Source organism: Pararhizobium arenae, from assembly GCF_001931685.1.
Taxonomy (GTDB): Bacteria; Pseudomonadota; Alphaproteobacteria; order Rhizobiales; family Rhizobiaceae; genus Pararhizobium; species Pararhizobium arenae.
On record NZ_MOOY01000008.1, the window covers coordinates 21,773 to 35,670 of the forward strand.

The window sequence follows — 13,898 nt, forward strand, 5'->3', positions numbered from 1 at the left end:
AGCCCGCCATGTCCGACAACGCCGTGCTTCAGATGAACAACATCCGCATGCGCTTCGGTAGCCATTATGCGCTGAAGGGCGTGTCGCTCTCGATCCGGCGTGGCGAGGTGTTCGGGCTCCTTGGCCAGAACGGATCCGGCAAGTCCACCATGATCAAGGTGCTTGCCGGGTTTCACCAGCCCGAAGAGGGCAGCGAAGTCATCCTGTGGGGGCAGAAGATGCCGCTCCCCTTAAACCAGATGGACATCAAGACGCGCGGTGTCGCCTTCGTCCACCAGCATCTCGGCCTCGTGCCTTCGCTGACGGTGGTCGAGAACATGCGGGTCACGGCCCTTGGTCGGAAAAATCCCTGGTTCGTTTCCTGGAAAAGCGAGGGGCAGCGGGTTGCCCGGCTGTTTGCCGAGTTCGATCTTGCGATCGATCCCTTCGCAACGATTGCGGAGCTGCCGCCGGTGGAACGCGCCTTTGTCGCGATCATTCGTGCCTTTGAAGATCTGCGCGCCTCGGATGCAGGCTATGGCGGTGAAGGCATTCTCGTATTGGACGAGCCCACTCCCTTCCTGCCGGCAGAAGATGTCAAACGACTGTTCTCGCTCATCCGCTCGATCGTCAAGACTGGCGCGTCCGTGGTCATCGTCACCCATGATATCGACGAGGTTCGCGAGATCACCGATCGTGTCGCCATTCTGCGCGACGGGGAACTCGTCGATATTCTCGACACCAAAACCTCGGAACGCCAGACAATCCTCGATACGATCGTCGGCAGCCGCATCGATGCTTTTGTGAAGACCCGGAAGGCCGAGGCGCGGCCGGCGGCGGTCACTGTGCGGGGCGTGACGGATGGCGCAAGCCCGGCGTTCGATCTCGATATCGCCGAGGGCGAAACGCTGGGGGTCACGGGCCTGATCGGCTCCGGCTTCGCGGCCCTGCCTTACCTGCTCTGTGGCGCCCGCAAGGGGGCAGGGCGGATCACGCTCAGTGGGCAGGTTGTCGATCTGGCGAAGATAACGCCCGCAAAGGCCCAGATGATGGGGATCGCCTTCCTTCCGGGAGACCGGCTGGGTGCAGCCGGTGTCGGCAGTCTTTCCGTCACCGACAACATCACGTTGCCGGTGCTCGGACAGCATCTCAAGCCGCTGGGCCTTGATCGCGGCAGCATGGCGCGGGAGGCCGCGCGGCTTTCCGAAATCTACGACGTGCGCCCGCCGCGTCCGGAAATGATGCTGGGTTCGCTCTCGGGCGGCAACCAGCAGAAGGTGCTGCTGGCAAAATGGCTACAGATCAAGCCGAAGCTGCTGATGCTTGATGAGCCGACGCAGGGCGTCGATTTCGGCGCCCGCCAGCAGATTTTCAAGGCGCTGGACCGGGCGACGGCACAAGGCACGTCCATCCTCTGCGCCTCCACCGACAACGAACAGCTCGAACAGATCTGCGACCGCATCATCGTCTTTTCCAAGGGGCGGCCGGTCATGGAGCTCAAGGGCGACGACATCACGCGCAAGGCTATCACAGAAGCCTGCTTCTATTCTGACACCCATCAAGCGGAGGCCGCAGAATGACGACGATCGATATGCCCGCAAAGGCGTCGCGACCCGCCTTCAACATCAAGCGTGAAGGCGAGCGTTTCGCCCTCGTCGCGGCCTGGCTGCTGCTGATCGTTATCTTCGGCACCCTGATGCCGGATTCGTTTCTGAGCTGGCGCAATTTCTCCACCATGTTCGGCTCGCAGGCGGTGCTCGTGGTGCTGACGCTGGCGATTATCATTCCGCTGACCTCAGGCGACTTCGATCTTTCCGGCGCATCCATCCTCACCATGAGCTCGATGCTGATCGCGGTGCTCAACGTCAAGCATGGCTGGTCGATCGGCCCCGTGATCATCGTGGCGCTGGTCTCGGGCGCGGTCATCGGAGCGATCAATGCGTTCTTCGTGCTCTATTTCCGCATTCATTCGCTGATCGTGACGCTGGGCGTCGGCACCTTCGTCAATGGCATGATCCTCTGGGTCAGCCAGTCGCAGACCATTTCGGGCGTCTCGATGACGCTGGTCGAATGGGTGATCATCAACCGTCTCTTCGGCATTCCGCTGGCGTTCTTTTATGCGCTGATCCTGGCGGCAGTGATCTGGTACGTGCTCGAATATACGATCCCTGGCCGCAAGCTTCTGTTCGTCGGGCGCGGTCGTGAAGTCTCGCGGCTCAACGGCATCAATGTCGACAAGGTGCGGGCGGTGTCCTTCATAGTCTCCGGCCTGATCGCCGCCCTTGCCGGTGTGTTTTATTCCGGCATGACAGGCTCTGCCGATCCGCTTTCCGGCCTCAACCTGCTGCTGCCGGCCTTCGCCGCGGCTTTCCTCGGCGCCACCACGATCTCGCCCGGCCGTTTCAATTCCTTCGGCGCGATCATCAGCGTCTACTTCCTTGTCACCGGCATTACCGGCCTCACCATGCTGGGCGCGCAGGCCTATGTGCAGAACCTGTTTTACGGGGGCGCACTGGTGATCGCTGTGTCGCTCAGCCAGCTTGTTCGCAATCGCCAGCCACAGGATTTCAGCTGATGGACAAGATACGCGAAGCCATGGGTCTTCTCGCCCGAACCTATCTCGGCCGCGAGGCAAGCGAAGAGGAACTCTCGGCCATGGGGCAGGAAATGGCGCGGGACGCCGCGTGGATCGCGCCCCATGCCTTTGGTCGTGATGGCGGGATGTTTCATCTGGAGACGAACAGCTTTTACGCCATCCTGAATGCGGAGGTGCCGGAATGAGCGATCTCGATCCGGCAACGCTTGTCGAGGCGGCAAGCCTCGTGCGAAGCGGCAAAGTCTCCTCCGTCGATCTGACGCTGGCAGCGCTGGAGCGGGCCGAGGCCACCCATGCCCGCCTCAATGCCTTCATCGAGATCGACCGGGACCGGGTACTCATGGCTGCTCGGGCTGCGGACACGGCCGTTGCCGAAGGGCGGCCGCTCGGATCGCTGCATGGCGTGCCGCTGGCGCACAAGGATATGTACGACCACGCAGGCAAGATCACCGGCTGCGGCTCGAAAATCCGGGCAGGTCACGTCGCCACAGCAAATGCCTCGGTCATCGATCGTCTTCAGGCGGCCGGCACGTTTTCCATTGGCCGACTGAACATGTCCGAATTCGCCATGGGCCCGACGGGCCACAACCACCATCATGGTCGCGCGATCAACCCGATCGATTCCACCCGCATCACCGGTGGCTCGTCGAGTGGATCGGGTGCCGCGGTGGGTGGCGGCGTGGTGCTTGCGGCGCTTGGGTCGGATACAGGCGGTTCCATCCGCCTGCCAGCGGCCTGCTGCGGTGTCGTCGGCATCAAGCCCACGCAAGGCCGCGTGCCCCGCACCGGCGTCATGCCGCTGTCCTTCTCGCAGGATTGCGTTGGCCCCCTTGCCCGCACGGTCGAGGATGCGTTCACGATCCTCAAGGTGATCAGCGGCCCAGATGGCAAGGATGGCACCTGTGTCGACGCAGGCCTCTCGCCCCTCTCGGAGGATGTCTCCGCGATCCGGATCGGCCTCGGTGGCGGCATGTTCCTCGACGGCCTGACGGCAGAGGTCGGCGCTGCAATGGACGAAACGATCGCAGCGCTTGGTCCGCATGTCTCATCGGTCTCCGACATCGACATGCCCGACTTCGGTGGCATCGCTGAACTTGCCAATGTCGTCGCGATGAGCGAGGCGGCGGCGGTGCATTTCGACTGGATGCGGGAGCGGCCTGACGATTATGGCCCGCAGCTGCAGTCGCGCCTTGCGCAGGCGCTTGCCGTGCCGGCGCCGATCTATCTCAGGGCGTTGCAAATCCGGGCGCGCATGCTGGAGGAGTTTCTGCAAGTCGCTTTCGCCGCCTGCGATGCGATCGTCGTTCCCGTCATGCCGTTCGTTGCGCCGCTCGATGCCGAGGTGAATGTCGGCGCCGGTCCGCGCATGAATGCGGTGCTGGCGGGCATGACGGTGTTTACCCGGCCGTTCTCGTTTCTCGGGCTGCCGGTCGTGACGCTGCCGGTCAAGAACAGCAACGGCCTGCCGGTTGCGATCCAGATCGTAGCGCGGCCCTGGCGCGAGGACATCGCCGCCTCCGTCGCCCGCAAGCTCGAAACCGTGCTGGCCGTTGGCCGTTTCCAACCCCTTGAAACCATCCGCCCGGCCGCATGATGCAGCCGTTATTTGCTAAGGAGTGATCCATGAACGCCATGACCGCCATCACCGCAGAGACCGACATCGCCGACGAACTCAGCCAGGCCGATTTTCGCAATGCCATGGCCAAGATGGGGGCTGCGGTCAACATCATCACGACGGACGGAGCGGGCGGTAGGGCGGGCTTTGCCGCCTCCGCCGTCTGCAGCGTCACGGACACGCCGCCGACCCTGCTGATCTGCCTGAACCGTTCCAGTTCCGTGTTCGAAACCTTTGAGACCAACAAGGCGCTCTGCGTCAACACGCTGAGCGGCGATCATGAAAAGCTCTCCGGCCTTTTCGGCGGCAAGACGCCTGTCGAGGAACGCTTTGCCGCCGCACGTTGGGAACGTGGTTTGACGGGTGCGCCCCGGCTGACCGATTCCGTGGTCTCCTTCGATTGCGTCGTCAATGACAGCGTCGATGTCGGTACCCACAAGGTCCTGTTCTGCCGGGTGGTGGCCATCCACGAAGGCGGCCCCGGCGAGGCGCTGATCTATTACCAGCGCGGCTATCACCGCATCAGTCACGTCTCATAGAAACCGTTGGAGGGCGTGTCATGACGGCTGGCGAGATGTCATGCTACCAGTCGATCGACTGCCCGCTGTACGAAAAGAACCCGCCCGTTTGTGAAGGCTGAAGGTTCGCGATGACCTTGAGAAGGCTTGCCGCCGCAAAGTCCGGTGTAAAGGTTTCATGACCTTTGGAATATGGTTGTGACAACCGGGTCGCGACCGTTCCGGGATGAAGTGTGAGCACGATTGCCTCCGGATGCGTTCGCGCGATCTCGATCGCCGCCGTCCTGACGATCTGGTTCTGCGCCGCTTTAGCAGCCCGATAGGAAATCCATCCGCCCAGACGATTGTCGCCGATCGAGCCCACACGGGCGGACAAGGATGCGAATACGCCGCGTGTCTGACGAGGCAGCAGATGGTGGAAATGTTTGAGCAGAAGCGCTGGACCAACGGCGTTCACTCGAAACTGCGCCATCATACCGTCGGCGTCGAGCGTCTTGATCGTCTTTTCAGGGGATTTGCCGTCTATCACGAGCGCACCCGCTGCGTTGATGATCAGATCGAACGCGCCATGCTCGACACGAAACGCCTGCGCAGCGTCCGCAATCGACTTTTCGTCACCGATGTCGAAGCCGTGCTCGCTTCGCGAGAGCGTTGCGATTGTTTCGAAGCCGGGATCCGCGTGCAAACGCTCAACAAGGGCTGCGCCGATGCCGCCCGACGATCCGATCACCAGTGCCTTCACCGATCCTCTCCCGTTTTCGAATGATGATCGCGAGATACGACGCTGTCGCGTCGCTAACTCTGCTAGCGAGCCTCCGGAAACTCAAGTTTCCGCACGTCGTAGCCAAGCTCGCTCGCCTTGCGTACCATCCGTCTCAATTGTGCCTTCGAAGGCACCGTCCTCGAATATATCCAAAGATCCGTCATCGATGGATTGGCACTGATGAACCAGCTTTTGTCCGGGGACTTGTAGAGAACCCAGTAATTGAACGTGATCAGCAGAGGATATCGCACACGCATTTTTGCGTTGGTCGCACCGAAGTCCAAAATCTTTCCCGTACCTTCGACGGTCTTCAAACGGCCTTCCGGAGTGCCGACACGGCAGCCGTCCTCGACCAAAACCTGGTCAGGTGTCTTGCCCTTCCGGTATGTCGAGTAACCCGCCACGCAGCCATCGGTGAGCCACATTGGCGTCCGCCCGATCTCCAGCCAGGTTCCCGTATAATGATCGGGTCCAACCTGGACGACTTTCGGTGCGGCGTGCGCTCCGCTTGCGGCGCCGATTATCAGAGCAAACATCAGGGCTAGCAGAAGGCGTGTGCTTCTATGTAGCGGCATGGCGATCTCCTCTAAGTCTTTGTCACCTCTGCAGGGTCCACGCAAAGAACTCTCGGCGCAGGCCAAAGGTGAAGCATCCTGCGGGTATACGCAGGAGGAAACCGATCGGTTTCGCGATGTCGAAGAAAATGCGAGATTTTCGCAGAACTGGCGTTCTGATGACAAATTGGCGTTACAGCCTTGATCCAAACGAGCCTTTCGATTCCGCCAGCCAGAACCAAATGTCTCGGGTCATGAGAGCCATAAGGGCAATCCGGTCTCGGCCCTTCCAGTCAAGGCCGCTTCGGCGCAGGCAGCAATGTTGCCGAAACGAACTGTGCGGCCGGACAGGCCTGGTCCGTAATGTGCGTATTTCGCTGAGTTCGTCATGACGGAACGGGTGCGTGTCGGAAAGACGGGCTCGGAAATCGAGCACCAGCACAGATCGGGAAGAACCTGAACGCCGGACGTATGGAGGCGAGCGAGCGTACCGTCTTTACGAGCTTCGTCGATGATGTGCTGACCGGCCGTTACGATAAGCCCGACGTCAGGATGAAGCTGCCGGCCATCAAGGGCATTAGCAAGCAAGCAGCACTCTTCAAGCGATGCGTGAGGACTGCCGATGGCGACGAGCTGGATGTCTTCGGGTCCGTCGTTGAGGATATTCCAGGCTGAAATCATGTCATCCCGCGAAATTGTCACCGTATCGGCGTCAGGTGCAATCGCTGTTGCGGCTTCGGGTGTGACGCCCTCGATATGCAGCATCGGCGCTGCGGATGTGGTGCCGAATGCGGCGCACAGGGCCTTCAGATCGGTGCGCGAGGGCGGATTGCCGCAAAGGCCGACGATAATGCCGATCCGATCCGGCGCAGCCTTGCCGGCGAGGTAGCCGAGCAGCGGCCAAAAAGCATCGTCGATGGCATCCGGCATTTCGATCTTTATAATCCGTGTCGCCACACGGTTTTCATCGAGATAGACGCCGGTCCGCGGTGCGCGGCCGGTCAGTGCTATGCAGAGATCGAGAAAATCAGGATGTTTTGCCGTTCGGGCCCCCAGGACGCTGTTTGCAAAAACCACGGCATTCGATTCCGCCCAGGCGATGGCATCGCCCTGGTGCGGGGCGCTGTCGAGCAGATAGGGCGAACACGTAAAGGTCGGGCGACAGCCCATGCGCACATAGGCATCCGCAAGCCGCGCTGCCGGTGCGCCAAAGCTTGGCGCGACCCCTTGCTGCTGCCAGTTGCCATAATCCACCGAAATGGCGTTCATGGTCGTGGGAATACGCACCCGCGCGCCGTTTGCCGCCATGGCTTCGGCGAACGTCAGGTTGGCCGGGCTTGCATAGATGCAGCCATCGATATGCCCCTGGGTGACATCGATCAGGGACGTCGCGCCCTGTTGAGCGGCCATGGCGCAGATGATCCGCATCGCCTGAGCGACCGCCTTGCCCTCTTGTCCCGCGAGCATCGCCCGATCCTGATCCGTCAGGCTCAGGCTGTTGACGCCAGGCGGCAACAGCGGAAGGTTGATCGTGCCCGACGTGATCGCCTTGGTGGTGATGGTAATCGTGCCCGCTGCCGAAAGCATCTCGAAATCGCGCTGTGCCAGCCGGATGACCGGAAGGTTCTTGCCGAACATTTCCATTGCCACGAGGGCGCCAAGCGTCAAGACGTCTTCTGCTTCACGGAAGACAAGGGCTGCGGGCGCCCGTCCCGTGAGGATCAGGTCGAGCAGCACACCCGAGCCCGAACAGGAACCGCGGCTGGTCGGCATGAACAGAATGCTGCCCGACAGGCAAACACCGTGCAAAGGGTGATGCACATCGATGACGCCGCCCGTTTCGGGATCGACCCCGCCCCAGAAACTCAGACCCTCCGCGGAGTTTATGACCGGTCCCGTCGCCGAACCCGGCAACACTGTTTGAGAAGCTGTCAAAGGTGAGCCCTTGGGTTCGATAGGGCATGCGAGCATGCGGCGTAACAGATCATGACCCCTCTGCAGGCCATTGTCACCTCCCGATGTTAAGCCGCCCCGTCGATCTTATTTCAGGAACTTCGCAGGTGCTTGAGCGTTTGATTGACGAAGCAACAGGATATGCAACATGCGTTCGATTTTTATAGTCCTGCTCGGTTCGGTCCTGAGCATCCTCGCCGTCAAATATGCGAACAATACGCTCGCCAACGACGTGCCGATGGCAACGCCGGAGAATGCGGCGACCACGCTCTGACCGAGTTCGCAGGTTTTGGTATGATCCCTGGCATGAGAAAGGCCCCAACCGCGAAGGGATGGGGCCTTAAATTTGCCCGGAGCGTTCGAATTCAACGAGCCTGACGAGTTTGTCGGTAACTGGTCAATATGCAACCCGCTTACCGTAAACCGAGCGCCGTTACTGGCGCCGATCCGTGGGAATGGCCGACGTGGTGATCGAAACGGGATCGCTGGCCGGAAACGTGCCTTCCAATCCTTCGTCAAGCTGCTCCTCCATCGTCGCCGTGTCGCCGGCCGCGCGAGCGCTACGCAACGTCCTGAATGTCTCGGCGTCCGTTTCGCTGTCTCCTGCGGAGCCTGCAGCGTCCTTCAGGACGGACTTCGCCTTTTCAATCGCGTTCAGCCGGTTGAGGTTTTCTTCCGCATCGTTTGGCAGCGTCACGGAGACCACCTCTCCATGGTCGCCGACGAACTCGACTGTGAACCCTGCTTTACCGCCCTGTTCCGGAATAACCTGTGTGCCAACCACCTGCATGGAGATCTCCTGTTATAGATATATCTGTGGGAGAAACGGGAGATGGTACGCTTGGTTCCCCCTTGCGCTCGCCGGAAACGAAAAACGCCCGCCGGGAAAGGCGGGCGTTCGGCAAGGCTGTGAAGGAACGGATCAGGCTTTGACGGAGCGCAGCGCCCGGGCGAAGTCATCCAGAAGATCGGCGCCATCCTCGATACCGGCGGAGAAGCGCACGGTGCCGGGCGAAATGCCGAGTTCGGTGCGGGCCTCGTCCGAGAGGTTCTTGTGCGTCGTTGTCGCGGGGTGCGTGATCAGGCTCTTGGAATCGCCAAGATTGTTGGAGATCACGACGACATCGAGCGCGTTCTGCAACGCAAACGCCGCTTCCTTGCCGCCCTTCAGTTCAAAGCAGACGAGCGTCGAGCCACCGGTCATCTGGCGGGCGATGATGTCCGCCTGCGGATGATCCTTGCGGCCGGGATAGATCACCTTGGCGACCTGAGGCTGCTCGGAGAGGAAATCGGCGATGCGGGCGGCGTTCTCCGTCTGCTGGCGAACGCGCAACGGCAGCGTCTCGATGCCCTTCAGCAGCGTCCACGCATTGAACGGGGACAGTGCCGGACCGGTGTGGCGGAAATAGTCGTGCAGGTTTTCATTGATCCAGTCCTTGCTCGACAAAACGACGCCGCCAAGGCAGCGACCCTGACCGTCGATATGCTTGGTTGCGGAATAGACGACGACATGCGCGCCAAGCTCCAGTGGCTTCTGGAAGAGGGGAGTGGCAAAGACATTGTCGACGACGACGGTCGCACCGATTGCATTGGCGATCTTGGCGACGCCTTCGATATCCACGACCTCGAGTGTCGGATTGGTCGGGCTTTCCAGGAAAAAGACCTTGGTGTTCGGACGGACGGCGGCTTCCCAGTTCTTGAGATCACGGCCATCGACCAGGGTGCATTCGACGCCGTAGCGGGGCGCCAGCGTTTCGACCACGTAGCGGCAGGAGCCAAACAGCGCGCGGGCGGCGACAATATGATCGCCGGCCTTGACCTGGCAGAGGATGGCGGCGGTGACCGCGGCCATGCCCGATGCAGTAGCACGGGCATCCTCGGCGCCTTCCAGCAGGCACATGCGCTTTTCGAACATATCGTTGGTCGGGCTGCCGTAACGCGCATAGATGAAGCCGTCGGTCTCGCCCTTGAAGCGCGCCTCGGCGGCCTCGGAGGAGTCATAGACGAAGCCCTGGGTGAGGAAGATCGCTTCGGAGGTTTCACCATGGTTGGAGCGGGTGGTTCCGCCATGTACGAGCTGCGTTGCCGGGCGCCAGTTCTTGCTCATCGTCTGTCTCTTTCAAAACAAAAAAACCGGCCGCAAAAGCAGGCCGGTTCGAAACCCGGCCTTTTTAGCTACTTGTTTAACGTGGCTGCAAGCCGACCGGCCAAATCACCACGGGATAAAATTGCAATACTGCCGTTCCCGACTTGCGTCAATTCCTGAGTTTTGGTTTCTCTGAAGGGAAACCTGATGGAATGTCTATGGCGCGCGAAACTGGAATATTGGCGGATCGGGCGATCGCCGCTCTCTTCGAAGAGGGGCGCCTTGCAAGCGAGGCTGAGCTGGATGTCGATCAGATCCAACCGGCCAGTCTCGACCTGCGTCTGGGGTCCAGGGCTTTCCGTGTGCGGGCGAGCTTCATGCCAGGCCCCGGCCATCTGGTTGCCGACAAGCTGGACCGGCTGAAGCTGCATGTCATTGACCTGACCGAAGGCGCTGTGCTGGAAACGGGCTGCGTCTACATCGTGCCGCTGATGGAGAGCCTCGATCTGCCGGCGATCATGTCGGCATCCGCCAACCCGAAGAGCTCTACCGGCCGTCTCGATATCTTCACCCGCGTCATCACAGACCGCGCCCAGGAATTCGACAAGATCCCCGCTGGTTACCGGGGGCCGCTCTATCTCGAGATCAGCCCGCGCACGTTCCCGGTCATCGTGCGCCGCGGCTCGCGCCTCTCGCAGATACGCTTCCGCATCGGCCACGCGCTTCTGACAGAAGCTGAAGTGATGGCGCTGCACGAGAGCGATGTGCTCGTCGCCAGCGAAACGCCCAATGTTTCGGGAGGCGGGATCGCGCTGTCGATCGACCTCAAGGGCACGGGGGCCGACGGTCTCATCGGGTACCGCGGCAAGCACCATACGGCGGTCGTCGATGTCGACAAGAAGGCCGAACACGGCATTTTCGATTTCTGGGAGCCGCTCTACAGCCGTGGCCGCGACGAACTGATCCTCGATCCGGATGAATTCTATATTCTGGTCTCGCGGGAAGCGGTTCATGTGCCGCCGCTCTACGCCGCCGAGATGACGCCGTTCGATCCCCTGGTCGGCGAGTTCCGGGTGCATTACGCGGGTTTCTTCGACCCCGGTTTCGGCCACGCCTCTGCCGGCGGCACCGGCAGCCGCGCGGTTCTCGAAGTCAGGAGCCATGAGGTTCCTTTCATTCTGGAACACGGGCAGATCGTCGGCCGGCTGGTCTATGAGCACATGATGGAGCGGCCCGAAGGCCTTTACGGCCTGCTTGGCACGTCGAATTATCAGGCTCAGGGCCTGAAACTCTCCAAGCATTTTCGGTCTGAGTAGATCAGGCCCCGTGCCGCAATGATCACCGTCCCGGAGTGCGTGTCACAAGCCGTTCGCCCCATATTTCTGCCCCCTCTGAATAGGGGGTTGAGGGCGTAAAAACCGTCCGGTAGCCTCATTTTACCAATCGTTAATCAACGGTAGGATGGGCGGCAGTTCGCCGGCGGGGGCTGGAAATGGTATTCAAGTTCGGATGGACTTCTGTCGATCGTCTTCTTGGAACGGGGGCCGCGGACACGCTGCTCGGTCAGGGCGGGAACGACGTTCTGACAGGCCTAATCGGCAATGACCTGCTCTCAGGCGGTTTCGGCAACGACCAGCTCAATGGCGGCGATGGCAATGATCTGCTTCTGGGTGGGGAAGGAAGCGATACGATCTTAGGCGGCAACGGCAACGATACGCTCTACAACGGCAGCAGTGTCGCACTCTTTTCCCAGACGAGTGCAGGCAGCTGGGACGATAGCAGCAGCGACACATTGACCGCCGGTGCCGGCAACGACAAGGTTTATATCGGCAGGAACGACAAGGCCGATGGTGGAGCCGGCGGTTATGATACGCTCTTCTGGTCCGTCCTTCCCAAAGTGGAAGTCCTCCTGACGCTGGATTTTTCCAAGGTCGGGGGTAGCACGGCGGTATCTCTCGGATGGGGAACCACTCGGGCGCTGCAGTTCGAGCGCGTCGAGGTAAGTGTGTCCTTCATCTCTGCGGGGTCGAAAATTATCGGCAGTTCCGGGGACGATGTTCTGAGCGCTTCCGCCATCACTGCCGTGCAAGTCGGTCCGCAATCCTATCGGTACGGCGTCACGATCAACGGTGGCAGCGGCGATGACGTTATTACCGGCTCCTTCAGCAAGGACGACAAGATCGATGGTGGTGCAGGCGATGACGAGATCAGCAGCGGGCTTGGCACCGACAGCGTCAAGGGAGGCACGGGCGCGGATATTTTCATCACGCAGATAACCCCTACCGATCCACTCGGCGGAGGGGGAACGACCCCGGACAACATCACCGATTTCAATCCGAAGCAGGATGTTCTCCTGCTCAATCTGCGGTCCCTTGGTCCGACGATGATGCCCACCGACAAGATCACCCTTGTTGCGAACAAAAATCCTGTCGCGAGCTCGGCAACCGGCGGTCAGTTTCTGTATGAGACCGATACCGGAAAACTGTCCTTCGACAAGAACGGCAAGCTTGAGGGCGGCATCTACCACATCGCCACGTTGACCACCAAGCCGGTGCTGACGGCTGCCAATCTGGTGGCCGACGCTTACCTTACCTTGCCGCGCCTTGCGGGACAAATCAGCTCGGACACGTCGGCCGCGACGTTGAAATCCGGCACCAGCGGCAACGATACGGTGACCGGCACGGCGGCTGCCAACAAGTTCTTTGGCAATCTCGGCAACGACACGCTCAAGGGGCTGGGCGGCCGCGACCTGTTGTTTGGCGGATACGGCAACGACACACTCGATGGCGGCGATGGCGATGACCGCCTGATCGGGGGGTATGGCAGCGATAAGCTGATCGGCGGAAAGGGCAACGACTTTATTCGCACGGGCGTCGCCGGGCTGGATAACTACGATCTTTATGCCGAAACGACGAAAGATACGGTTGACGCGGGTGCGGGCAACGATCGCGTCGTGATCGATACGGGCGATACTGCCCTCGGTGGAAGCGGGATGGATACGATGGTGATCCAGTCTCGCCTTTCTGACAAGGGCGAACCGCCGCTGCTCAAGCTCGATTTTGCCCAGGTGACCGGAAGCAAGGCGCTGCAATTCGGCATGGACACGACCTCGGCGGGACAGTTTGAAAATGTCGATGTCTTTCTTTTCGGCCTGAAGCCAGGCTCATCGCTTTCCGGCACATCCGGCGACGACAGGCTACAGCTGGGAGTTACGCCGACCACGGGCGGGCCGCTCGTCGACAGCAAAGGGGACGGAGGATCGATTTTCGGCCGCGGTGGGAATGACTACCTCTCAGGGTCGGCCTATTCCGACCGGCTCAACGGTGGCGACGGAGACGACATCATTCGCAATTCCGGCAGCGACTTCATCACGCTGGGGAAGGGCTCCGATCAGGTGTTCACCTACGAAATGGCCGGAAGCATGGTGATCAAGGATTTTACCAGTGCCGACATGATCATCTACGAGCAGCTTGAAAACACAGGCCTCGATCTGACATTCAATTCGACCAAGCTGATCGTCGGTGATGCCGACGAGGGCTCACGCCCGGGCCTGGCACAGTTTCTGTACGATCCCGGTACTGGCGGTCTCAAACTGGACAAGAATGGCTCGACGGCTGGCGGTATAGTGTCAATTGCCTTGCTGGAGGGAGCACCGACGATCACCGCCAATCAACTCGCTGTGGAGTTCTACATCTGACCTACAGGACGTGTTTTGCCTTGACACCCGGCCGCGCATAATGGAAACCTCCGCCCTGTCGCGGGTATGATGTAATGGTAGCTTGTCAGCTTCCCAAGCTGATCGCGCGGGTTCGATTCCCGCTACCCGCTCCACTC

The 13,898-nt window shown here is 60.7% G+C and carries 13 protein-coding genes, 1 tRNA gene and 1 riboswitch; of the genes, 9 read left to right on the forward strand and 5 right to left on the reverse strand.

All coding sequences use genetic code 11. The annotated features are described in order from the left end of the window. The first annotated feature begins 8 nt into the window (after positions 1 to 8). Genes BLX89_RS17820 through BLX89_RS17840 form a run of 5 tightly spaced genes read left to right on the forward strand, consistent with a single transcriptional unit; the run spans position 9 to position 4,729 of the window. The gene (locus BLX89_RS17820) at positions 9 to 1,559 is read left to right on the forward strand and encodes a sugar ABC transporter ATP-binding protein (RefSeq protein ID WP_075292314.1); all 1,551 of its coding nucleotides are present in this window, start codon (positions 9 to 11) and stop codon (positions 1,557 to 1,559) included. Further along, positions 1,556 to 2,554, forward strand: a complete 999-nt coding sequence (locus BLX89_RS17825) for an ABC transporter permease (RefSeq protein ID WP_075292315.1) — start codon at positions 1,556 to 1,558, stop codon at positions 2,552 to 2,554. Before BLX89_RS17820 ends, BLX89_RS17825 begins: the two co-directional genes overlap by 4 nt. After that, positions 2,554 to 2,760 carry a hypothetical protein gene (locus BLX89_RS17830; protein WP_075292316.1) on the forward strand — a complete coding sequence of 69 codons (207 nt, stop codon included), beginning with the start codon at positions 2,554 to 2,556 and terminating at the stop codon, positions 2,758 to 2,760. Before BLX89_RS17825 ends, BLX89_RS17830 begins: the two co-directional genes overlap by 1 nt. Beyond that, positions 2,757 to 4,169 (forward strand): amidase, encoded by a 1,413-nt coding sequence (locus tag BLX89_RS17835; protein WP_075292317.1) that lies wholly within the window; start codon positions 2,757 to 2,759, stop codon positions 4,167 to 4,169. The genes BLX89_RS17830 and BLX89_RS17835 overlap by 4 nt, the downstream gene beginning before the upstream one ends. A 29-nt stretch (positions 4,170 to 4,198) precedes the next feature. Continuing rightward, on the forward strand, positions 4,199 to 4,729 hold the full coding sequence (locus BLX89_RS17840; protein WP_075292318.1) for a flavin reductase: 531 nt from the start codon (positions 4,199 to 4,201) through the stop codon (positions 4,727 to 4,729). A 43-nt stretch (positions 4,730 to 4,772) separates the two neighbouring features. Here BLX89_RS17840 and BLX89_RS17845 read toward each other — a convergent pair whose 3' ends face one another. From BLX89_RS17845 to lhpI, 3 genes are all read right to left on the reverse strand, one after another. Beyond that, on the reverse strand, positions 4,773 to 5,450 hold the full coding sequence (locus BLX89_RS17845) for an SDR family NAD(P)-dependent oxidoreductase (protein ID WP_245292857.1): 678 nt from the start codon (positions 5,448 to 5,450) through the stop codon (positions 4,773 to 4,775). Positions 5,451 to 5,512: 62 nt separating this feature from the next. Continuing rightward, a complete protein-coding gene (locus BLX89_RS17850; RefSeq protein WP_075292320.1) occupies positions 5,513 to 6,046 on the reverse strand; it encodes a lipocalin family protein in 534 nt (177 codons plus the stop codon). Positions 6,047 to 6,277: 231 nt separating this feature from the next. Next, entirely contained in the window at positions 6,278 to 7,996 is a 1,719-nt protein-coding gene (gene lhpI, locus BLX89_RS17855; protein WP_075292321.1) for a cis-3-hydroxy-L-proline dehydratase, read from the reverse strand. A 130-nt stretch (positions 7,997 to 8,126) separates the two neighbouring features. On the opposite strand from lhpI, the gene BLX89_RS25360 reads away from it, so the two are divergent. Further along, on the forward strand, positions 8,127 to 8,252 hold the full coding sequence (locus BLX89_RS25360; RefSeq protein WP_280950591.1) for a hypothetical protein: 126 nt from the start codon (positions 8,127 to 8,129) through the stop codon (positions 8,250 to 8,252). Between the two features lie 159 nt (positions 8,253 to 8,411). On the opposite strand, the gene BLX89_RS17860 is transcribed toward BLX89_RS25360, so the two are convergent. Continuing rightward, a complete protein-coding gene (locus BLX89_RS17860) occupies positions 8,412 to 8,768 on the reverse strand; it encodes a hypothetical protein (RefSeq protein WP_075292322.1) in 357 nt (118 codons plus the stop codon). Between the two features lie 132 nt (positions 8,769 to 8,900). Continuing rightward, the gene (locus BLX89_RS17865; RefSeq protein ID WP_075292323.1) at positions 8,901 to 10,085 is read right to left on the reverse strand and encodes an O-succinylhomoserine sulfhydrylase; all 1,185 of its coding nucleotides are present in this window, start codon (positions 10,083 to 10,085) and stop codon (positions 8,901 to 8,903) included. A 43-nt stretch (positions 10,086 to 10,128) separates the two neighbouring features. Then, positions 10,129 to 10,207, reverse strand: a riboswitch (SAM riboswitch). A 75-nt stretch (positions 10,208 to 10,282) separates the two neighbouring features. Between BLX89_RS17865 and BLX89_RS17870 the strand changes: the two genes are divergently transcribed. The 3 genes from BLX89_RS17870 (at position 10,283) to BLX89_RS17880 (ending at position 13,895) form a co-directional block, all read left to right on the forward strand. Further along, the gene (locus tag BLX89_RS17870) at positions 10,283 to 11,380 is read left to right on the forward strand and encodes a 2'-deoxycytidine 5'-triphosphate deaminase (RefSeq protein WP_075292324.1); all 1,098 of its coding nucleotides are present in this window, start codon (positions 10,283 to 10,285) and stop codon (positions 11,378 to 11,380) included. Positions 11,381 to 11,556: 176 nt separating this feature from the next. Beyond that, positions 11,557 to 13,761 carry a calcium-binding protein gene (locus tag BLX89_RS25365; protein ID WP_075292325.1) on the forward strand — a complete coding sequence of 735 codons (2,205 nt, stop codon included), beginning with the start codon at positions 11,557 to 11,559 and terminating at the stop codon, positions 13,759 to 13,761. Between the two features lie 60 nt (positions 13,762 to 13,821). Next, positions 13,822 to 13,895 (forward strand) — tRNA-Gly (locus BLX89_RS17880). The last annotated feature ends 3 nt before the right edge of the window (positions 13,896 to 13,898 follow it).